We start from the raw sequence: 19,979 nt of genomic DNA, 5'->3' as shown, positions 1-19,979 counted from the left end.
AAACAAACGTTATCATGCATAATCGTGCACATACAAGCAAAAACACGAACGAGAAACTCATGCTTTCAAGCCAACGTAAACAACAGATATTGACGATACTTGCCGATGAGCAGCAAGTGATGTCAAGCGAACTTAGCCAGCGCTTTAACGTCTCTGAGGACTCTATACGCCGTGACTTAAGGGAGTTAGCCAGTGAGGGATTACTGCAGCGCGTACACGGTGGCGCGCTGCCGGTTTCTGCCGCTATCGCGCCTTTCGAAACACGCAAAAACGTGCAAATAAGTTCTAAGCGCCTCATCGCGCAAAAAGCGGTTCAACTCATCCAGCCGGGGCAAGTGGTGATCATCGATGGCGGTACGACCACAGCGGATATGGTGCAACTGCTGCCCAAAGAACTGGCCTTTACCGTGGTGACGCACAGTCCGAGTATTGCGGTCGCACTGGTTGATTTCCCGTTGGTTGAGGTGATCATGATTGGCGGCCAACTGTATCGTCACTCGGTGGTGGCCGTGGGATCAGCGGTGCTTGAAGCCATTGCGCGCATCAATGCCGATCTGTTCTTTATGGGTGTCACCGGCGTGCACAAAACGGCAGGGTTAACTACGGGTAACTACGAAGAAGCGGGTGTGAAGCGTGCCCTGGCGGCGCGTGCGGCAGAAACGGTAGTGATGGTATCGAAAGAGAAGCTCAATTCAGCATCGGCGTTTGCCATTGGTGATCTGACACTGGCCAGCACGCTGATCGTTGACGGGGAACCTGACGCCGGGATGCAGCAACTGCTGCAACAGAAACAGATAGCCTTGCTGTAATTCACCCTGTTCAGGCAGGCATGAAGTCACTATCCCGCGCTGCTATTTCTTTTTATGGCCGATGGCATCCTCATCATTCGGTCACAATGCCAGGATGTAATAGTGAGTTTTCGTTGAACCTAAGTCAGCACAGGATAAACAGGAGAATAGCCGCATGTCTGAGTTTCCAACCATTGCCCTTGTCGGACCCGGCGCCATCGGCACCACTGTGGCAGCCGCGCTGCATGAAGTGAATCGCACGCCACAACTGTGCGGACGTACGGCGCATGCGCAATTGCTGCTGCGCCACGAAGACGGTGAGATTGTGGTGCCTGGCCCGGTGCTGAACAATCCCGCAGACATTGCTACACCCTATGATTTGGTGTTTGTGGCAGTCAAAACCACCCAGGTTGCGGAAATTGCCCCCTGGCTGGCGGTGTTATGCGATGAAAATACGGTGGTATGCTCACTGCAAAATGGTGTGGAGCAAGTCGAGCAGTTGTCGCCGTTGGTCAATGGCGCAACGGTGCTGCCATCTGTGGTGTGGTTTCCAGCCCAGCGCCAACCTGACTCATCGGTGTGGTTGCGCGCGAAACCGCGCCTGACCTTACCTGATGTCGAGCAAGCACAACGGATTGTGCAAGTGTTGCAAGACTCGCGCTGTACCGTCGAACTGGAAGTAGATTTCCTCACCATCGCCTGGCGCAAACTGTTGCAAAACGCCGTCGCGGGTTTGATGGTGCTGGCCAATCGCCGCGCTGGGATGTTTCAGCGTGAAGATATCACCGCGTTGGGCCTGGCCTACCTGCGGGAATGTCTGGCCGTGGCGCGTGCTGAAGGAGCCAACCTGAGCGACAATGTGCCACAGGAGATTATGGCTGGCTTCCATCGCGCCCCGGCGGATTTAGGCACTTCGATCCTGGCGGATCGTCAGGCCGATCGCCCGCTTGAATGGGATATCCGCAACGGCGTGGTGCAGCGACGTGGCAAAGCACAAGGCATCGCGACACCGATCAGTGATGTGGTTGTTCCACTGCTGGCGGCGGGGAGTGATGGTCCGGGTTGACGCGTACGAAAATTGGCAGATTTACGCCAGATTGGTCAATTTAATTCAGGGTGAGCTTTATTTAACTGCATGAAGAGTTCAAAGCAGAGCCGCAATACTGGTGACGGGGATGAAAAATTTATATTCCCCGGTTTCCGTTTTTAACGGAATGAATCCCATCTTGTCGCGGTAAAAAGGGACGAGTGTTTCGTCTTTCGCTTCCACCATGACAGCATAGATTCCGACTGCATCAGCAGCAGCATATGCAATGCGGAGGGCATGAAGGACGAGTTGAGTACCCATCCCTCTGCCCGCAATACGTTTATCAACCGCCAGACGGCCGAGCGTTATACAGGCCGTTTCACGGTAAGGCACTTGCTTTTGATACTGGCGTGTCATGGTCGATTTAGCGTAACTGCCCCCAGCAATAGTGTAAAAACCCATCACTTCAGGGATATCGTCATCTGTGACCAGTAGATACGCTTTGAGGACATTTGCCGCATGTTGAGCCGCGAGTTGTTTCTTGAGGAAATGATCTAATTCCGGTCGCCCACAGTAGAAGTTTTCAACATCGAATGGCTTCTCTGGTGAAAACTTTACTATCTCTAATTTTACCTTTCCCATTCCCAGGTTGACTCCTCGCGACTGAGTTCGGCCGCCCGGCGAAGACGTTCAGCTGGCACCGGTGGATTCTCAAGCGCTGACATAACTGCATTCCATGATTCTTCGGTCAGCTTGATACGACTATGTTCACTGATAACGGATTCCGCGCGTTGTGCAGCAGAATCTGCAATAAATTGGGAGACGCTGACGCGGCTCAATTGCGCTGCGGTTTCAATTTCACTTTTAACATCTGGACTAATACGCAGCTCAAGACGTTCTGTTTTCGCTAAAGTGGGCATAATAGTTTCTCTTGCTGTATCTCGTCATGACCAAAACTGTCGATGTTAAAGAGTATCAGCTTAACGCTTTGTACGGAACCATTCCGTACAAAGTAGTTGCTTAAACTTTTCATTACGTTCATCCATGTCACGTTAGCCTGCTAAAACTACGGTATAGATGCGCCGGATAATAGCCATGATTTAAGGTAGATGAGCAGTTTGTGAGCTCTTTCCAAAATACTGTCAAATACGTGCGACGCCTGGATGGGGAGCCGCGTACTGATTACATCCCTTGCTCACTAACAAAATTCGGCGGATCAAATGCCGTGATTTCCGGCAACGGACCCTGCCAGAGCGCAATCTCTACCCAGCAACTTTGCGCACTGCATCCCTGCCCTAAACGTGAACTGCCGCGATCCTCGGTGAGCACATTAGGGTTGCCATGTTTATCGAGAGAATTGGGTGAACTGGCATCGATAGGGTCGTACCAGGCACCGGTGGACATCTGCACTACGCCCGGACGAATCTCGTCACTCAAATGCACGCCAGCCAAAATCTCACCGCGCTGATTAAACACTTTAACCACTGCACCTTCAGTAATGCCGCGCTTGGCTGCATCCTGAGGATGTAGCCATAACGGTTCACGGCCTTGTACTTTGCTGCTACGGCTCAAACTGCCGTGGTCATACTGACTGTGAAGACGAGTGCGCGGCTGGCTGGATACCAAGTGCAGCGGCCAGCGGCTGGCGGTTTCCTGCTGCGCAGCGGCTTCGGGTTCATACCAGAAAGGATGGCCGGGACACTCTTCGTAACCAAAGTTGGCCACCGTTTGCGAGAACAGCTCAATCTTGCCTGATGGCGTGTTCAATGGCGCGGCCTCAGGATTATCACGGAAATCCTTCAGGAAGATATGAGGCGCATCGGGTCGATCGTATTCGATCATCCCCTGCTGCCAGAAGTCGTCAAAAGTCGGCAGTTCAATGCCGTCAGCCTCGGCACGCGGTCGTGAAATCTCGTAGATGTGACGTATCCACTCTTCCGCGCTGCGCCCTTCGCTGAAGCTATCGCCAAAGCCCATCTTCTCTGCCAGCGCGAGGAAGATGGCATAGTCGTCCCGCGCTTCTCCTTGCGCGGCAATGTGCTGGCGCATGGCAATCATGTAACCATCATTGCTAGAGCTACCGATATCGTTGCGCTCCAGCGAGGTCGTCACCGGGAACACGATATCGGCAAACTTGGCCTGCGCCGTCCAGTACTGCTCGTGCACCACCACGGTATCGGGCTGGCGCCAGGCTTCTATTAAACGATTGATATCCTGATGATGATGGAACGCATTACCGCCGGCCCAATACACCACGCGAATATCAGGATAGGTGCAATTGTCACCGTCGAATTGATACTTTCCGCCCGGATTGAGCAGCATATCGGAGAGACGCGCCACCGGGATTTTTTCATCGATGGCATTTTTACCAGCCGGGAAGCGTGGCCCAGAAAACGTCCGGCGAGTGGCGCCCGCGAGGTTGGTGCTGGCATAGGCAAATCCTAACCCACCGCCTGGCGTGCCCACCTGACCAATCAGTGCCGCCAGCGCAACGGTGGCCCAAAAGGTCTGCTCGCCCTGGAACGCACGCTGAAGCGACCAGGCGATATTGATCATGGTACGTTTAGCGACCATAGTCCGCGCCAGATCTCGAATGGTTTCGGCTTCCACGCCGGTGATATCCGCCGCCCATTCGGGCGTTTTGACGACACCATCTTTCTCGCCCTGCAGATAATCACGATACTGCTCGAAGCCCACGGTATGGGTCGCGACAAAGTGAGCGTCATACAGGGATTCAGCAACCAGTACCTGACTGAGCGCCAATAACAACGCGGTATCGCTACCGGGTTTCAGTGACAACCAGCGGTGATTAGTGACGCCAGAGAGATCGTTTTTTACCGGGCTGACATTGATAAACTCGGTTCCATTTTTCTGCATTTCAGCCAGCCAATGCTGCAGCGCATGATCATTGGCTGCCCCGCCGTTGACCTGCGAATTTCGCAGTGGCAAACCACCCAATGCGATGAAGAGTTCGCAGTGTTCTGCCAGTGAAGACCAGTGCGTGTGCTGCTTCTGCATCACATCCAGCTCACCAATGATATGCGGTAACAAACGCTCAGCCGCCGCCAGGCTGTAAGTGTTGGTGCTGTCGGTATAGCCACCTAGCTGATTAAAAAATCGATGCAACTGACTTTGCGCGTGGTGAAAACGCCCGGCGCTCGACCAGCCATACGATCCCGCATAAAACGCCTGATTGCCGTGCGTCTGTTTCACGCGCGTCAGCTCATCCGCCACCAGCGCGATGGCTGTTTCCCAGCTCACTTCCACAAAAGGTTCTTTGCCACGTCCCTGACGCGCATCGCGTCCGTGTTGCAGGTAACCGAGACGTACGGCAGGACGGCGGATGCGGCTCGGGCCATCCACCCCACCCACCAGTGACTGACCGATTTTGGACGGATTGCGATCCCATTCAACCGGCTCAATCGCGGTTAACGCGCCGTCAGTAGTGGAAACGCGATAAGTGCCCCAGTGCATTACGGCAAGGTTGTGATGTGTGGTCATGAAGTGATTACGTCGCAGGCTTATTGTGGTTTTGATGGCTTAAATTACCACAATGTAAAATGCGCAGTAATCATCTCCATGAGCCAAATACTGATTAATGCTTAGCTTTCCCTAGCATTTACCTTGCCCACTAAAAACGATAATTCACCGTCAGCGTGACATTGCGTGGTTCGCCATACAGCACCTGATTGTAGAAGCCGTTCATCACCGTATAGCGTTGATCAAACAGATTATTAATGTTTACCGCCACATCCGCCTGCGGCGTCAGCGAATAGCGTGCCATCAGAGCCGCCAGCGCATAGGATTTTTGCGTTGCGCGCGTGCTGCCTGAAGGGCTGGTGGCGGACAGCCAGCTGCTGCTTTGCCAGTTGACGCCAGCGCCGACGGTCACAGGATAAAAACGCCCCGGTAGCTGCCAGGTGCTGAACAATCGCGCCGTGGTGCGCGGCAACTGCGGGTTCAGGCGCGAGCCATCGCTTTCTGACGCCGCATAATTTGCCAGCCCGAGCGACATATTCCAGCCGGGTAATATCTCGCCCTGCACATCAACCTCAATCCCTTTGGAGGTGGTGCCGTTGACCGCTTTATAGGCCTGACTGCCGTCTGGCAGCAGCGCGCCGCTATCGAGCGTGGCAACGTTGTCGAGATGCGTATCGAACAGCGACAACGAAGCATTTAAACTTCCGTCAAGATAACGCCCTTTTATACCAACTTCACGATTGTTACCGCGCGTAGGTTTCAACACGTGGTTGTCACTGTCGCGATAGGTTTGGGGATTAAAGATGGTGGTATAGCTGGTGTAGAGGGAATAGGTCGGATTGAGTGCGTAAACCACGCCAACATAAGGTGTGATCGCCCCTTTCTTCTCATCATTAAAATCCGTGCTGCCGTCGCTCTGGTTAATTTTGTATTGGCTGACGCGCGCACCGACAATCAGTTTCACCGGATCGGTCAATGAGAATCGGAGCGCACTGTATAGCCCGCGCTGAGTGATTTCGGTGTGCGTGCGGGTCCAGTTAGCCTGGCTAAAGTCCGGCTCCGGGTAATCACCGTTCCACTGATACAAACTGCCCATAGCAGCGGAAGGATAGACAAAGCCGCTGCTGTTCTCGTCGGTAACACGTTTTGAAGCCATCATCCCTATCACCACTTCATGCTGACGTCCCAGCAAGGAAAAAGGGCCGCTGGCTTGCATGTCCAGACTGTTCTGTCGCGAGGTAGCGTTGCTGGCCAACGCAATGGGAATCACCCCTTCACCACTGCTGCGATCGGGATAACCCAGGCTGGAGAACAGCTTTGCATCCGAGTGGGTGCGTTGCTGCGTCAGGTTAGTTTTGAGCGACCAGCCGTTTTCGAAATGCTGATCCAGGCTGGCAAAGGCGGTGCGCAAGGTGTTATTCCAGTGGCTCCAGTCGGCTGCCGAATTGACCGAGCGCGACCACTTGGTTTCTAATCCATCACTATACCAACGCGGTACACCGCCCCAGGTGGTGCCAGTGGGTTTGATGATCTGCGCGTCGTAACCCACGCTCAGCGTGGTGTTATCGGTGAGATCGGCCTCAATCACTGCATATAAGGCCTGCTTTTTTTGCTGATAGCGATCCAGCCAGCTGTGGCGATCCTGATAACTGCCCACCACGCGCGCGCGGACCCGACCATCGTCCGTGAGCGGTGTAGAGACATCCATCATGCCACGATAGTTATCCCATGAACCGGCGCTGACGGAGGCCTGCGCCTGGAAACTATCGCTGGGTCGCTTACGTACCAAATTAACCGATGCGCCTGGGTTGCCGGCTCCGGTTAACAGTCCCGTCGCGCCCCGCACCACTTCAATGCGATCGTAAAACGCGGTATCAAGAAAACTGGCACCGTCGACAAAACTGGTGGGCACGCCGTCAAACTGGAAACTGTCGATGCTGAATCCGCGCGAGAAGAAATCAACGCGCTCACTGTCGAGCGTTCGTGAAGTGATGCCGGTGGTGGCCTCCAGCGCAGATTGCACGCTGGTGAGTTGTTGGTCGTCCATACGTTGCCGGGTCAGCACTGTCACCGATTGCGGCGTCTCTTGCGGTGACAACGAAAGTCCTGTCGCCGCGCGCGTTTCGCCGGTGGTATAGGAGAGCGTGTCTTCGGTGGTGATGCCCAGTGAACCGCTGCCCTCTACCAGCAACGTATTATCATCAGCCATTGCCAGCGCCGAACTGGCCAGCAGCATAGCCGCGAGCGGTGCTTTATGCGGTAAATCCCAAAGTTGTTTCATCATTTTCCCGATTGGTGGCTCATTACAATGGTCCATACATTCAAACGAGAATCATTTTCATTTGTGACTGAGGGCGGGTAAATGCCGTGACAAGCACTTGATAAGTGCAGCAAACGCACGCTTTTAATCGGATTGTTAACCCGCTGGCGTTCGCGTTAGGATGCGCCTTTCCCCTTTCGTGAGGCTGCGATGAAATACCCGGATCTTAATCTGCTTCTGGCGCTGGATATCTTGCTGGAGGAAGGTAGCGTGGCTGCCGCAGCGCGACGAATGAATCTCAGTGCTCCGGCGATGAGTCGCACGCTGGGGCGTATCCGTGACACTCTGGGCGATCCTGTTTTTGTGCAGGCGGGACGAAAACTGGTGCCGACGCCACGTGCGCTGGCGCTGCGAGAACAGGTGCGCAGCGCGGTAGAGCAGGCCACGCAGGTGCTAACGCCAGGCGAACATGTGCAGTTGCAGGAGATCACGCGTCGATTTAACGTGCGCGCCAACGATACCTTTGTCGGGTTGTATTCTGGTCGATTGCTGGAGGCGATGGCGCAGGAAATGCCGCGCGCCGTGCTGTATTTCTCTCCGGAAGAGGATGATGTGGATGTGGAGACGTTGCGCAGCGGGCGTATCGATTTGTTCATCAGCGCTGCCCGCCAGCTGGGGCCCGAAATTCGCGTTCAGCCGCTGTTCACCACCCGTTTTGTTGGCATGGCCCGTGAAGATCACCCTATCTTTGCGCAGGACATCACGCCGGAGCAATTGACGCGCTGGGGGCACATCAGCATTTCCCGCCGCGGCAAAGCCAATGGCCCTATCGATCGTGCGCTGGGAGAGCTGGCGCTGCAACGACATGTGTCACTGATCGTCGCGACGCCATACAGCGCAATGTTTGCGCTACAGGACACCGACCTGTTGCTGCCACTGCCTGAACATCTGGCGCGCAGCGCATTGACGAGCGGGTTGCGCGTCCGGCTGTTTGAACTGCCGGTGCCACTGGAAACCGTGCTGCTGACGCAAGCCTGGCATCCGCGCTTTCAGCAAGATGCTGCCCACCGCTGGCTACGCCAAACCATTCGACACCTCTGCAGCGAGGATGATTGACCACGCGGCTACGCATCTTTAATGCGTGCGCCAAACGCACGCATCAATTCTAAAAACCTCACTTTTCTGCATCATTCCCCTTCTTTACAGTGACGCCTCACTCACCAATGAAGGGAAGCCGATGAATAGCGCCCTGTTTTTTCCTGCCCCTAAAGTCCTTGCGCTGCTCAGGCATTGTGATCTCACGACGCCTCGCGCCACTTACGTGCTGCGCGCCTTGCTGGCGGCCAACCTGGCGCTGGTGCTGGCCTATTGGCTGGAGTTAGACATGCCCTATTCGGCTGCAAGCACCGTGTTACTGGTGCTGAACCCGGTACAGGGTGCCGTGTTGGGCAAGGGAAAATGGCGTCTGATTGGCACGCTAGTCGGGATGGTGGCGGCGCTGGTGATCATGGCACTGTTTGCGCAACAGCCCTGGCTGTTCGCCCTTGCCGATAGCCTGTGGCTGGGGATGTGTGTGATGGCAATGAGCGTGTTACGTCACTTTCGTGCCTCCGGTGCGGCGGTGGCAGGCTACACCATTGGACTGGCCACGCTCGGCGCGATGCAATATCCCGATCTGGCGTTTGAACACGCCGTTGGGCGCGCCTCAACGGTAGCGGTAGGCGTGATGGTGCTCGGGCTGGTCAGCGCGCTGTTTAGCCGCCGTAGCCTGAGCGTAAAGGTCGAAGCACTGCTGTGGCACCTGACTCAACGCACGGCAGCGTTACTCACCCTGCCCGACCGCGATCACGCACAGCGCCAGCTGCTGGCCGAACTGTATGGCGTGGATGACCTGCTGGCCGCCGCCCGTCAGGAATCGGTGACGCTGGCGCAGCAGGCCCCTGCCATTCGTCAGGCAATGGATTTGCTGCTGGTGATCGCCACCACCGCATCGACTGGCGACTATCCGCACTGGCAGAAAGTCGCTGAGGCACTGAGCCAGGGTCACGCGGGAAACGCTGAAGCGCAGTTACACCTGCGTTTTGCACTCCACAATGGCTCGATCCCCTCACAGGAAGCAGCGCAAATCGGCAACCTGCTGCAGGTACTATCCAACCTTTCCCGCCTGCATCAAACACCGTCACGCCCATCCCCGCCGGCCATGGCTTTTCATCGTGACTGGTCAGGCGCACGACGTAACGGCCTGCGGGCAGCGTTAGCGCTGCTGGCGGCTTCCGCGCTGTGGATCGGCAGCGGCTGGCCCGCAGGAGATATTATGCTGTTAATCATGGCCCCTTACTTTGCCCTGCTCTCCACCTCGCCTCACCCCGTGGCGGGCGCGCGTAAATTCATGCTGGGCACGCTGTTTGCGCTGCCGCTGTCATTTATCTGTACCTTTATGCTGCTGCCGCTGATCAACGGTTTACCCCTGTTATTGCTGGTACTCAGCCTGTTTTGGTTGCCCGGTATTTACGCCACCAGCATGCCGCAGCACATGCTGAGCGGGCTGGCGTATTTGGTGGGATTCAACACCCTGACGGCGGCCGCCAATCCGATGGTTTACGATGCCACGCAGTTCCTCAACTGGTCGCTGGCCTGGTTGATAGGTTGCGCCCTTACGCTGCTGGCCTTCCAGCTAATGCCGCGCAACCCGGATCGTCATGCTGCACGCCTACAGGCACAGATTCGTACCAGCCTGCTGGCGCTCTTCGCCGGAAAACAGGTGTCTGCACCGCGCTGGATCCAGTATCAGCAGCATCGCGTGGCGCAACTGGCCGGTTTATTGCGTGCGCGGCCGGAGGTGCAAAAGCAAGCCATTGAGCAAGGGCTGTTAGCGCTGAATCTCGGACGCGAATGGTTTTCGCTGGCGGACAGCGTTGTGCCACTGGAGCAGCAGCCGTTTATAAAACTCACCCGACAGCGCATTGCCCAGCGCCTTCAGCAGCCATCACTGGCGGCGAAGCATGCTGCTCGTGCCGCACGTCAGTTGGCAACACATCCATCCCCTGATAGCGCAAATCTCGCCGCACGCTTAAGGGCGATCGCCACTCTGCTGCGCAGTGATGCGGAATACCTATCCGGGAGCAAACCATGCTGAGTGAAGTCGCGATTGCGGGCATCTACCTGCCACCATTTTTTATCTATCTCTGTGCCACCTTCCCACTTTTCATTGGCGTGCGCTTTTGTCTGTTGCGCTGTGGCGTATTGCGCTGGGTCTGGCATCCCGCGTTAGTTGAATTTTCCCTTTCCTTCATCTTGCTGGCGGTACTGATTCTCTATGTCTGATCTCTCTTTTAGCTGGAAAGCGTCTTTAAAAGCGTTGTTCACGTTGGCGATGGTCGCCGTCGCGATCATTTTGGCCACGCTGCTGTGGCGCGCCTATGTGCTGGCACCCTGGACGCGCGATGGCCGGGTGAGTGCGCAAGTGATCCGCATCGCCCCGGAAGTGTCGGGCACGGTGAGTGCAGTCGCAGTAGCAGACAATCAATGGGTCGCTAAAGGGACGGTATTATTCCGTGTCGATCCAGCGCGATTCGATCTGGCCGTGGCCGACGCGCAAGCCCAGCTGAATGAGGCCAACGCCACGCTGCAGCAAAAGCGCGAGGAAGAAAAGCACCGTCAGCAAATGGGTTCGCTGATGGCAGCGGAAGATATGCAACGCGCGCGTGAGGCATCGTTGGTGGCGCAGGCACAGCAGCAACAGGCCGCTACCGCACTCGCACTGGCCCGACTCAATCTACAACGCGCCACGCTGCGTGCCCCCGTGGATGGCTACGTCACCCATTTGCGTTTACAGCCGGGTGATTATGTGGAAGCCGGCACGCCGGATATTGCGCTGGTGGATGCCCATAGCTTTTGGGTGACGGGTTATTTCGAAGAGACCAAATTATCGGCGATGCGAATTGGCGATCGCGTCAATATCCGTCTGATGGGGCAGCAGGCACTCTTGCATGGCCATATCGCCAGCTTTGGCCGGGGCATCAGTGACAGCAACCAGTTATCGGACAATCAAGGCTTGCCCAGTGTGGAGGCAACATTCAGCTGGATCCGCCTGGCACAACGCATTCCCGTGCGCATTGAATTCGACGCACTCCCTTCTGATCAATTACTTACCGCTGGCATGAGCTGCAGCATTGCGGTGGCAGACAGCAGCACGCCACAAGGCCGTTTAACCTCGCTGCTGACACGCTGGCTCTAACCGAAACAAGGAGAAGTTATGCAACAAAACACCGAGACTTTTACCGTGCTCAATGTGAACCGCTTTCCCATGGTGATCCTGAACCAGCAGGCCGTTAGTGATGGCTATGCCGATCAATGGGCGCAGGAAATGAAACAGTTAATGGAACAGGGCGAGCCTTTTGTGATGGTTTACGACCATATGCGCGTTGACGAAAGCGATGCCGATCGCGAGCGACGTAGCCGCTGGCTGATTCAGCATCGCAAAAACCTCAGTCAAATCTGCCGCGGCATGATCAGTATTGAATCCGATGCGCAACGCTGTGAACAACTGGTGAAAATGCGCAAACTGTTTGGCATTCAGCATCAGGTCGTGAGTTCAGAGCCTTATGCATTGGCGCTGATCCAACAGTGGCTGGCGAAGTAACAGCACTACGTATTACTGCGCCAGCCAGCCGCCATCCATATTCCAGGCCGCACCGCGTACCTGCGCACCGCCTTCACTGCAGAGAAACAGCACCAATGCACCTAACTGCTCTGGCGTAACAAACGCCTGAGCAGGTTGTTTCTCAGACAATAACGCCAGGCGCGCGGTTTCGGCATCCTCGCCGGCCGCAATGCGTTTATCGATCTGCTGTTGCACCAGCGGCGTCAGCACCCAGCCCGGACAGATGGCGTTGCAGGTGATCGGTGATTGAGCGTTCTCCAGCGCGATCACTTTTGTCAGCCCCACCACCCCATGCTTCGCGGCGACATAGGCGGCTTTCTCTTTCGATGCTACCAGGCCATGCACGGAAGCGATATTAATGATGCGCCCCCAGTGACGTGCCTGCATGCCGGGCAAGGCGGCGCGACTGGTGTGGAACACCGAAGAGAGATTGATGGCAATAATCGCATCCCATTTATCCACTGGAAATGACTCCACCGGCGCGGTGTACTGAATACCGGCGTTGTTCACCAGAATATCTACCGCACCATAGTTCGCTTCCGCCCACTCAATCATCGCAGCGATTTGTTGCGGATCGGACATATCTGCCGCGTGATAATCCACTGTTGCCCCGGTGGCCGCGATAACTGCTTTCGCGTGTTCCACTTCACCGAAACCATTCAGAATCACCGTGGCGCCCGCCAGTGCCAGTTGCTCAGCGATACCTAATCCGATCCCGCTGGTGGATCCGGTTACCAGTGCCACTTTTCCCACTAATTGCATCGATTCATCCTCCTTCAGACAATGCCGGTGAGGTAAAACACCCCAATCACAAACAGCACGGCCAGGCTTTTGATAATGGTGATGGCGAAGATGCCACCATACGCTTCTTTATGCGTTAACCCTGTGATCGCCAGCAAGGTGATCACCGCGCCGTTGTGTGGCAGTGTGTCCATCCCGCCGCTGGCCATTGCCGCCACGCGGTGCAGCACTTCCATTGGAATACCCGTGGCCTGCGCCGCCTGCACGAAGTGTTCTGCCATCGCCGCCAGCGCAATACTCATCCCGCCCGATGCCGAACCGGTGATCCCCGCCAGCACGGTAATGCTGATTGCTTCATTGAGCAGCGGATTGGGGATCGCCTGCAGCACGCCAGACAACACCACAAAGCCCGGCAACGCGGCGATCACCGCTCCAAAACCGTATTCGGATGCAGTATTCATCGCCGCCAGTAAGGCACCGGCCACCGCTGTGCGGCTGCCTTCTGCCAGACGACCGCGAATGTTGCGCCAGCCAAAGATCAGCACCACCAGAATGCCGCTAAGCAACGCAGCCTGTACCGCCCAAATCGCGGTGGTTTTCTTAATATCGGTGAGGATCGGCGTGGGATTTCCCGGCAGTGTGACGCTGCTCTGTGCGCCGTACCACGACGGGATCCACCAGGTGAAGCAGAGATTGAGTACTCCGACCAGAATCAGCGGCAGAATGGCGATCAGCGGATGCGGCAAACGGATATCTTCCGCCGTTTCTGGCTCATTCTTCAGGTCTTTGCCATAAGGTTCCTGGTTGGCCTGTGCCCGACGACGTTGACGATCCAGCCACAGTAAGCCCACCACAATAATAAACAGCGATCCAATCAATCCCAGCCACGGCGCGGCCCAGGCGTTAGTGCCGAAGAAACTGCCAGGAATGATGTTCTGGATTTGTGGCGTGCCGGGCAGAGCATCCATGGTGAAGGAGAATGCACCCAGCGCCACCGTGGCCGGGATCAAGCGCTTAGGGATGTTGCTCTGACGAAACAGTTCGGCGGCAAACGGGTAAACGGCGAACGCCACCACAAACAGCGACACGCCGCCGTAAGTCAGCAGTGCGCACACCAGCACAATAACCGGGATGGCATGGCGACGCCCCAGCAGCGCAATCGCCGCCGAGACGATTGAACGTGAGAAGCCGGACAGCTCAATCAATTTGCCAAAGATGGCCCCCAGTAGAAATACCGGGAAGTAGAGCTTCACAAAGCCCACCATCTTTTCCATAAACAAACCGCTGAACACCGGCGCGACCGCAGCCGGTTCGGTTAACAGCACCGCTAACAGCGCGGCAATCGGGGCGAACAAAATTACGCTATAGCCGCGATAAGCGGCTAACATCAGCAACCCAAGCGCAGCGAGGGCAATAACGACACTCATGTTGCTTCCTTATTATTTTGTAGGGTTGAAGGTAAAGACATTGCCAAAAATTTGAATCGGTCCGCCTCAATCCGGGCGTTCAACCGCCAGGGCGACGCCCATGCCGCCGCCAACACACAGCGTTGCCAGACCGCGCTTCAGCTCACGCTGCTGCAAGGCATGAATGAGCGTCACCAGGATGCGACAGCCGGAGGCACCAATCGGATGGCCGAGCGCAATGGCACCGCCATTGACATTGACCCGTTCCGCCTGCCAGTTAAGCGCTTTGCCTACCGCCAGAGCCTGTGCGGCAAAGGCTTCATTAGCTTCGATTAAATCCACTTCATCCAGCGCCCAACCTGACTGTTTCAGGGCTTTGTTGGTTGCAGCCACTGGGCCAATACCCATCACCGCCGGATCCACGCCGGCAATGCCGCTTCCGGTCAATCGCGCCAGCACCGGCAGTCCTAGAGCAACGGCGCGTGATGCTGACATCAACAGCACGGCGGCCGCGCCATCATTCAGGCTGGAAGCGTTGCCTGCGGTCACGCTGCCGTCCTTTTTGAACGCCGGATGCAGGCGTGCCAACCGCTCTGCTGAACTGTCCGCGCGAGGCTGTTCATCCTCACCGATCACCAATGTCTCGCCTTTAGCCTGCGCCACCGTGACAGGCGTGATTTCGGCACGAAAGGCGCCCTGTTGCTGTGCCGCCACCGCTTTCTGTTGGGATTGCAAGGCAAAGGCATCCTGATCGGCACGGCTGATGTGGTATTCATCGGCCAGATTCTCGGCGGTAATCCCCATGTGATAATCGTTAAACGCATCCCACAGACCGTCGTGGATCACGCTGTCCATCAGTTGACTGTGCCCCAGACGACAGCCGCCACGCGCATCCGGCAGCAGATAAGGAGATTGGCTCATGCTCTCCTGACCGCCTGCGATGATGATGTCAGCGGCACCGCTTTGAATTGCTTGTGCGGCCTGAATCACCGCTTTCAGCCCTGAGCCACACACCATGTTTAGCGTGCTGGCTGGCACGCTGTAAGGCACACCCGCCGCGATAGCCGCCTGGCGCGCAGGGTTTTGCCCGCATCCGGCGGTGAGCACCTGCCCCATGATGACCTCATCAATTAGCGCAGGATCGAGCGAGGTTTTTTTCAGCAGTGTCGCAATCACCTGCTGGCCCAGATCCGCTGCGGTAAGAGACGCCAGCGCGCCGTGAAAACGGCCAATTGGCGTGCGGGTAGCTGCCACAATCACACATTCGTTCATGATGCCTCCTTTGAAAAATGCATTTCACGGACATCATCAGCGATGCGTAATTGCCCGGCCGTCTTTGCACGGATCTCATCCAGCGTGACTCCCGGCGCGTACTCACGTAGCACAAAAGCGCCCCCTTCAATCTCCAGCCAGCCGAGTTCAGTAATGACTTTGCGAATACAACCGACACCCGTCAGCGGCAAGGTGCATTTGGACAGCAGCTTTGATTCACCATGTTTAGAAGCGTGCGTCATCATCACGATGATGTTTTCTGCACCCGCCACCAGATCCATCGCACCGCCCATGCCCTTGACCATTTTGCCGGGGATCATCCACGACGCGATATTGCCGCTGACGTCCACTTCCAGCGCGCCCAGCACGGTCAGATCAACATGGCCGCCACGAATCATCGCGAACGACTGCGCCGAATCGAAGATTGCCGCACCCTTTCTTGCGGTCACCGTCTGTTTGCCGGCGTTGATCATGTCGGCATCCAGTTCGGCTTCAGTGGGAAACGCCCCCATACCTAATAAACCGTTTTCCGACTGCATCATCACGTCCATGCCATCAGGCACGTAGTTGGCCACCAGCGTTGGCATTCCAATGCCGAGATTGACGTAATCGCCGTCGCGCAGCTCCTGTGCCACGCGCTGCGCCATCTGTTCACGCGTGAGCATACGCACCTCCTTCACTCAGGGTGCGTTTCTCAATGCGTTTCTCGAAATTGCCCTGAATCAGGCGATCGACATAAATGCCCGGTGTATGAATAGCTGCTGGATCCAGTTCACCTGGCGCCACAATCTCTTCAACTTCAACAACGGTGACGCGCGCTGCCATTGCCATCAGTGGGTTGAAATTCTGCGCGGTGTGGCGATAGATCACGTTGCCGTACCAGTCTGCTTTCCAGCCTTTCACGATGGCGAAGTCACCGCGGATTGCTTGTTCAAGAATGTAATGTCGCCCGTCGAATTCTCTGACTTCTTTGCCTTCTGCCACGGGCGTCCCGTAACCCGTGGCGGTGTAGAATGCGGGGATACCGGCACCGCCAGCGCGCACTTTTTCCGCCAGCGTGCCCTGCGGCGTGAGTATCACTTCCAGTTCACCGCTGAGCATTTGCTGCTCGAACAGCGCGTTTTCACCGACATAAGAGGCGATCATGGTTTTGATCTGCCGATTCTCCAGCAGCAGACCGAGACCAAATCCGTCCACGCCGCAGTTGTTCGAGACTACGGTCAGTCCCTTTGTCCCCTGCTGACGAATCTCAGCGATGAGGTTTTCTGGAATGCCGCACAGGCCAAATCCCCCCGCCAGCAGCGTCATGTCGTCTTGCAATCCAGCCAGCGCCTGCTGATAACTGGTGACGCGTTTGTCTAATCCTGCCATTGCTGTACATCTCCTCAGCTCACCGAATAAAGCCATCCTCGCGTCACAAAAATGATTTGTTAATTTTGTTTTTATTGGCCTTTCATTTGTTTTTTTTATTAGTATTCCGTTAATCATTGTTTTACATAAAGTTAACAAATCCAAAAATGAAAATGACTATCAAGCAGTTACGCGCGTTCTTAGCGGTCGCTCACACTTTGAGTTTTGCCCAGGCCAGCGAACGCCTGGCGATTTCGCAACCGGCATTGAGCCTGGCGATCAGCGGATTAGAAGAAGCGTTAGGTGGGCCGTTGTTTATGCGCACCACCCGCCACGTATCACTGACGCCGGAAGGTGAGATCTTTTTCCCGCTGGCGCGACGGCTGCTGGCGGATTGGGAAAATGCCGAAGAGGCGATGCATCTGCGTTTTACGCTGCAACTGGGGAAAGTGTCGATTGCCGCCATGCCCTCTTTTGCTGGCAACCTGCTGCCTGCGGTACTCAAGGTCTTTCGCCAGCGCTATCCTGGCGTCAATATCGCGGTGCATGACGTGATCAATGAAACGGTGCTGGAGATGGTGCAGGAGGGGCGCGTGGAGATGGGTGTGGCGTTCGAACCCGAACTGGCTGATGCGCTGCACTTCACACCGCTCGGCAGCGACCGCTTCGTTGCCGTGGTGCCCGCCGATAGCCCGCTAGCAAAAAAGTCACAGTTGAGCTGGCGTGAATTACTGCATCTGGATTTCATAACCTTGCAACGCCCTTCAGCGGTGCGTCTGCTGCTTGAGCAGTCACTGGCACAGGCAGGCAGAAGACTCGACGTCGCTTATGAGAGTCACCAATTGGTCACCGTGGGCAAAATGGTCGCCAGTGGTTTGGGGGCCAGCGCGGTGCCTGCGCTTTGTATTCAGCAGATGCGTGAGTTGGGCGCGGTCTGTGTGCCGCTGGTCGCACCTCAAATTGAGCGGCGTGTAGGCATTTTGCGCTTGAAGCAGCATCAACTCTCGCACGCTGCTGCCGCTTTGGCGCAAACCATGAGTGACGAATGTCGCTGGCCCGACTTGTAAAGCCGGTTTAATCACAACCTAACCTCAACCAGACCCTGTTTCCTGTGCCGTCGGTTGAAGCACTTATGCAAATAGTGATGAATTAAATAAGCATCAGCCATTAACAATCGATTTATCCCAAAAAAATAATTCGTAGTTAAATCATTGTGAATGGGTCAAATCCATATTCGCTTTGATTAATTAAACTAACCAAATTTGGTACAAGATTGCTAATGACATGTAAAAGGATTTATCTGATCGGACATTTTAAGATCAAATCCGCCCCGCATTAGGTGTAAGAATAATCTTAACAGGGATAAATACCCCCCCTCCGCAAGGTGAACTTCGTTAATAAATTACTTCGTTGCACTTTACCCCACAGATTAGAGGCAGTTTTCATTACATTAAATTCAAATTAGCACGCTGAAAAATCAATTATTACACCCGAGATAATCAGACTAAACGCTGACGAACATTAAATTATTTAGCAATTAATGCTATCTATTTTTTGATCCTGGCGGCTGATTTTCATCATTAATCCTGGGTGATCTAGAAATTTCTTAACTCTATAGAGGTATGAAGCGATGACTTGCATGCCAAGTTGAGAAAAGACAATGACATTTTAAAAATCACTATCCAGTGCAACCTAAGACTTTTCTGAGGATAGGAAATGACTGATTTTCTTAACTCGTTGAATAAGAACAATTATCCTGCCAGGATATCCGCAGCTCTTACAGGAGCGGATGAGTTTGTTATGAAAAATACAACACGAGAGGAATTACGCTGTGCCAGTTGTAAATATGGCTGCCAGCTGACGAACCGAAACAACGATATTCTTAATCGCTGCCCGATACAAAAAATTGCGATTTGGCCGGGGAACAATCATTTCCTGATTAAAGGCGTGCTGTCATTAGTGGCGGGTCGCTATGAAAGTGTGTTTTGCCGGGGATGTATATTCGTTGATTTTTCGCGAGAAAACTTACGTTATCTCACCAACAAGCACTGGATTGATTATCTGAAATCCACTGGGCTAACGATTGTGCTGGTCTCCGATCGCGCGCTGGCCGCTCTGGCTGCACATTGGATAAAGAGAGAGGGAATCCACTCCGTTATTTATTGTGATGACCGGTTAGAAGATATCAAGAAAGTGATTAACAGTACCTATTATGGTTTAAAAGGAGGAGCAACAAGGAGAGTTAATGCACTGTCAAATGAAGAAGTGACCTTTCTGGATTTAGCCTTAAAAGGTAATTCACTCTCTGCCATTTCGATAGCAATGAACCATGAGATGAAAAAGATTTACAACATCAAAGATTCGATTCGACGAAAGACCGGTACCAGCCTTAATCAGCTGATCTCGGGTCACTAAGTAAAAAGGATTACACGAAATGACGCAAACACATAAAACACTGCTTTCACTGGTTATCACCGGTGCCCTGTTCTCGGCCTCTGCGGTTGCAGCCTCCGATAACACCATTAACTTCCAGGGTGAAGTGGCTGATGAAACCTGTTCCATCTCGGTGAATGGCAATGCTGCCTCACCGGTGGTACTGATGCCAACCGTGAGCAAATCCGATCTGGCTGCCAGCGGTGATGTCGCCGGGCAAACTGCCTTCACTGTAGGTCTGACCGGATGTACCGGTAACTCGGCTTCAGCGACGAAGATTTCAACGGTGTTCGTCGGCAATAACGTGACGGCCAATGGCAACCTGGCGAATACCGGCACGGCGCAAAACGTTGAAGTTCAGCTGGTGGACAGTAAAGACGCGGTGATTAACCTGACGGGCGGTTATACCGGTGATGGCGACCTGACCCTTGCCGCGGATGAAACTGAATCTTCAGCGACCTATAACGCACAATATTATGCCAATGGTGTAGCGGCCGCCGGGACCGTGGCTGCTTCATTACAATATGCGGTGACTTACCAGTAATAAATAATCAAGGTA

General features: G+C 54.9%; 19 protein-coding genes. 10 read left to right on the top strand and 9 right to left on the bottom strand.

Annotated elements, in window-relative coordinates; genetic code table 11:
• Positions 1-59 precede the first annotated feature (59 nt).
• Positions 60-809 carry a DeoR family transcriptional regulator gene (locus tag ACXI0A_RS25595; RefSeq protein WP_476146137.1) on the top strand — a complete coding sequence of 250 codons (750 nt, stop codon included), beginning with the start codon at positions 60-62 and terminating at the stop codon, positions 807-809.
• A 154-nt stretch (positions 810-963) separates the two neighbouring features.
• Complete coding sequence (locus ACXI0A_RS25590; protein ID WP_476146139.1) at positions 964-1,854, top strand: oxidoreductase; 891 nt, start codon at positions 964-966, stop codon at positions 1,852-1,854.
• 78 nt (positions 1,855-1,932) lie between these two features.
• Here the strand turns inward: ACXI0A_RS25590 and ACXI0A_RS25585 are convergent, their stop codons facing one another.
• The 4 genes from ACXI0A_RS25585 to ACXI0A_RS25570 all read right to left on the bottom strand — a co-directional run bounded on the left by ACXI0A_RS25585 (position 1,933) and on the right by ACXI0A_RS25570 (position 7,579).
• On the bottom strand, positions 1,933-2,457 hold the full coding sequence (locus ACXI0A_RS25585) for a GNAT family N-acetyltransferase (RefSeq protein ID WP_476146141.1): 525 nt from the start codon (positions 2,455-2,457) through the stop codon (positions 1,933-1,935).
• A complete protein-coding gene (locus tag ACXI0A_RS25580; protein ID WP_224932971.1) occupies positions 2,445-2,735 on the bottom strand; it encodes a type II toxin-antitoxin system TacA family antitoxin in 291 nt (96 codons plus the stop codon). Before ACXI0A_RS25580 ends, ACXI0A_RS25585 begins: the two co-directional genes overlap by 13 nt.
• A 262-nt stretch (positions 2,736-2,997) precedes the next feature.
• A complete protein-coding gene (locus tag ACXI0A_RS25575) occupies positions 2,998-5,316 on the bottom strand; it encodes a molybdopterin-dependent oxidoreductase (RefSeq protein WP_476146144.1) in 2,319 nt (772 codons plus the stop codon).
• 130 nt (positions 5,317-5,446) lie between these two features.
• Positions 5,447-7,579 (bottom strand): TonB-dependent siderophore receptor, encoded by a 2,133-nt coding sequence (locus ACXI0A_RS25570; RefSeq protein ID WP_476146146.1) that lies wholly within the window; start codon positions 7,577-7,579, stop codon positions 5,447-5,449.
• Between the two features lie 186 nt (positions 7,580-7,765).
• Between ACXI0A_RS25570 and ACXI0A_RS25565 the strand changes: the two genes are divergently transcribed.
• The 5 genes from ACXI0A_RS25565 to ACXI0A_RS25545 all read left to right on the top strand — a co-directional run bounded on the left by ACXI0A_RS25565 (position 7,766) and on the right by ACXI0A_RS25545 (position 12,197).
• On the top strand, positions 7,766-8,671 hold the full coding sequence (locus tag ACXI0A_RS25565; RefSeq protein WP_476146147.1) for a LysR substrate-binding domain-containing protein: 906 nt from the start codon (positions 7,766-7,768) through the stop codon (positions 8,669-8,671).
• 121 nt (positions 8,672-8,792) lie between these two features.
• Positions 8,793-10,691 carry an FUSC family protein gene (locus ACXI0A_RS25560; RefSeq protein ID WP_476146149.1) on the top strand — a complete coding sequence of 633 codons (1,899 nt, stop codon included), beginning with the start codon at positions 8,793-8,795 and terminating at the stop codon, positions 10,689-10,691.
• Positions 10,685-10,879, top strand: a complete 195-nt coding sequence (locus ACXI0A_RS25555) for a DUF1656 domain-containing protein (RefSeq protein WP_476146151.1) — start codon at positions 10,685-10,687, stop codon at positions 10,877-10,879. Before ACXI0A_RS25560 ends, ACXI0A_RS25555 begins: the two co-directional genes overlap by 7 nt.
• Positions 10,872-11,792, top strand: coding sequence for an efflux RND transporter periplasmic adaptor subunit (locus tag ACXI0A_RS25550; protein WP_476146153.1), 921 nt, complete (start codon positions 10,872-10,874; stop codon positions 11,790-11,792). Before ACXI0A_RS25555 ends, ACXI0A_RS25550 begins: the two co-directional genes overlap by 8 nt.
• 18 nt (positions 11,793-11,810) lie before the next feature.
• A complete protein-coding gene (locus ACXI0A_RS25545) occupies positions 11,811-12,197 on the top strand; it encodes a hypothetical protein (RefSeq protein WP_476146155.1) in 387 nt (128 codons plus the stop codon).
• Positions 12,198-12,209: 12 nt separating this feature from the next.
• Here ACXI0A_RS25545 and ACXI0A_RS25540 read toward each other — a convergent pair whose 3' ends face one another.
• The 5 genes from ACXI0A_RS25540 to ACXI0A_RS25520 form a co-directional block, all read right to left on the bottom strand.
• Positions 12,210-12,980 carry a 3-hydroxybutyrate dehydrogenase gene (locus ACXI0A_RS25540; RefSeq protein ID WP_476146157.1) on the bottom strand — a complete coding sequence of 257 codons (771 nt, stop codon included), beginning with the start codon at positions 12,978-12,980 and terminating at the stop codon, positions 12,210-12,212.
• A 14-nt stretch (positions 12,981-12,994) separates the two neighbouring features.
• Complete coding sequence (locus ACXI0A_RS25535) at positions 12,995-14,386, bottom strand: GntP family permease (RefSeq protein ID WP_224932965.1); 1,392 nt, start codon at positions 14,384-14,386, stop codon at positions 12,995-12,997.
• 66 nt (positions 14,387-14,452) lie between these two features.
• Entirely contained in the window at positions 14,453-15,637 is a 1,185-nt protein-coding gene (locus ACXI0A_RS25530; protein WP_476146159.1) for an acetyl-CoA C-acyltransferase, read from the bottom strand.
• Positions 15,634-16,302, bottom strand: a complete 669-nt coding sequence (locus tag ACXI0A_RS25525) for a 3-oxoacid CoA-transferase subunit B (protein WP_476146161.1) — start codon at positions 16,300-16,302, stop codon at positions 15,634-15,636. Before ACXI0A_RS25525 ends, ACXI0A_RS25530 begins: the two co-directional genes overlap by 4 nt.
• Positions 16,289-17,008 (bottom strand): 3-oxoacid CoA-transferase subunit A, encoded by a 720-nt coding sequence (locus ACXI0A_RS25520; RefSeq protein WP_476146162.1) that lies wholly within the window; start codon positions 17,006-17,008, stop codon positions 16,289-16,291. The genes ACXI0A_RS25525 and ACXI0A_RS25520 overlap by 14 nt, the downstream gene beginning before the upstream one ends.
• A 146-nt stretch (positions 17,009-17,154) precedes the next feature.
• On the opposite strand from ACXI0A_RS25520, the gene ACXI0A_RS25515 reads away from it, so the two are divergent.
• From ACXI0A_RS25515 to ACXI0A_RS25505, 3 genes are all read left to right on the top strand, one after another.
• A complete protein-coding gene (locus tag ACXI0A_RS25515; RefSeq protein WP_476146164.1) occupies positions 17,155-18,054 on the top strand; it encodes a LysR substrate-binding domain-containing protein in 900 nt (299 codons plus the stop codon).
• 649 nt (positions 18,055-18,703) lie between these two features.
• Positions 18,704-19,402: a LuxR family transcriptional regulator gene (locus ACXI0A_RS25510; RefSeq protein ID WP_476146166.1), complete on the top strand. Its 699-nt coding sequence runs from the start codon at positions 18,704-18,706 to the stop codon at positions 19,400-19,402.
• Between the two features lie 19 nt (positions 19,403-19,421).
• A complete protein-coding gene (locus ACXI0A_RS25505) occupies positions 19,422-19,964 on the top strand; it encodes a fimbrial protein (RefSeq protein WP_224932960.1) in 543 nt (180 codons plus the stop codon).
• The last annotated feature ends 15 nt before the right edge of the window (positions 19,965-19,979 follow it).

It is taken from the genome of Pantoea sp. C1E2, assembly GCF_056491465.1.
This window is presented reverse-complemented; position numbering and strand designations above follow the sequence as displayed.

Excerpts from the sequence above, each read along its gene's own strand:
- ACXI0A_RS25530 (WP_476146159.1), bottom strand. The coding sequence starts at position 15,637 with ATGAACGAATGTGTGATTGTGGCAGCTACCCGCACGCCAATTGGCCGT.
- ACXI0A_RS25565 (WP_476146147.1), top strand. The coding sequence starts at position 7,766 with ATGAAATACCCGGATCTTAATCTGCTTCTGGCGCTGGATATCTTGCTG.
- ACXI0A_RS25560 (WP_476146149.1), top strand. The coding sequence starts at position 8,793 with ATGAATAGCGCCCTGTTTTTTCCTGCCCCTAAAGTCCTTGCGCTGCTC.
- ACXI0A_RS25575 (WP_476146144.1), bottom strand. The coding sequence starts at position 5,316 with ATGACCACACATCACAACCTTGCCGTAATGCACTGGGGCACTTATCGC.
- ACXI0A_RS25515 (WP_476146164.1), top strand. The coding sequence starts at position 17,155 with ATGAAAATGACTATCAAGCAGTTACGCGCGTTCTTAGCGGTCGCTCAC.
- ACXI0A_RS25570 (WP_476146146.1), bottom strand. The coding sequence starts at position 7,579 with ATGATGAAACAACTTTGGGATTTACCGCATAAAGCACCGCTCGCGGCT.
- ACXI0A_RS25555 (WP_476146151.1), top strand. The coding sequence starts at position 10,685 with ATGCTGAGTGAAGTCGCGATTGCGGGCATCTACCTGCCACCATTTTTT.
- ACXI0A_RS25510 (WP_476146166.1), top strand. The coding sequence starts at position 18,704 with ATGACTGATTTTCTTAACTCGTTGAATAAGAACAATTATCCTGCCAGG.
- ACXI0A_RS25545 (WP_476146155.1), top strand. The coding sequence starts at position 11,811 with ATGCAACAAAACACCGAGACTTTTACCGTGCTCAATGTGAACCGCTTT.
- ACXI0A_RS25550 (WP_476146153.1), top strand. The coding sequence starts at position 10,872 with ATGTCTGATCTCTCTTTTAGCTGGAAAGCGTCTTTAAAAGCGTTGTTC.
- ACXI0A_RS25590 (WP_476146139.1), top strand. The coding sequence starts at position 964 with ATGTCTGAGTTTCCAACCATTGCCCTTGTCGGACCCGGCGCCATCGGC.
- ACXI0A_RS25520 (WP_476146162.1), bottom strand. The coding sequence starts at position 17,008 with ATGGCAGGATTAGACAAACGCGTCACCAGTTATCAGCAGGCGCTGGCT.
- ACXI0A_RS25540 (WP_476146157.1), bottom strand. The coding sequence starts at position 12,980 with ATGCAATTAGTGGGAAAAGTGGCACTGGTAACCGGATCCACCAGCGGG.
- ACXI0A_RS25525 (WP_476146161.1), bottom strand. The coding sequence starts at position 16,302 with ATGCTCACGCGTGAACAGATGGCGCAGCGCGTGGCACAGGAGCTGCGC.
- ACXI0A_RS25585 (WP_476146141.1), bottom strand. The coding sequence starts at position 2,457 with ATGGGAAAGGTAAAATTAGAGATAGTAAAGTTTTCACCAGAGAAGCCA.
- ACXI0A_RS25535 (WP_224932965.1), bottom strand. The coding sequence starts at position 14,386 with ATGAGTGTCGTTATTGCCCTCGCTGCGCTTGGGTTGCTGATGTTAGCC.
- ACXI0A_RS25580 (WP_224932971.1), bottom strand. The coding sequence starts at position 2,735 with ATGCCCACTTTAGCGAAAACAGAACGTCTTGAGCTGCGTATTAGTCCA.
- ACXI0A_RS25505 (WP_224932960.1), top strand. The coding sequence starts at position 19,422 with ATGACGCAAACACATAAAACACTGCTTTCACTGGTTATCACCGGTGCC.
- ACXI0A_RS25595 (WP_476146137.1), top strand. The coding sequence starts at position 60 with ATGCTTTCAAGCCAACGTAAACAACAGATATTGACGATACTTGCCGAT.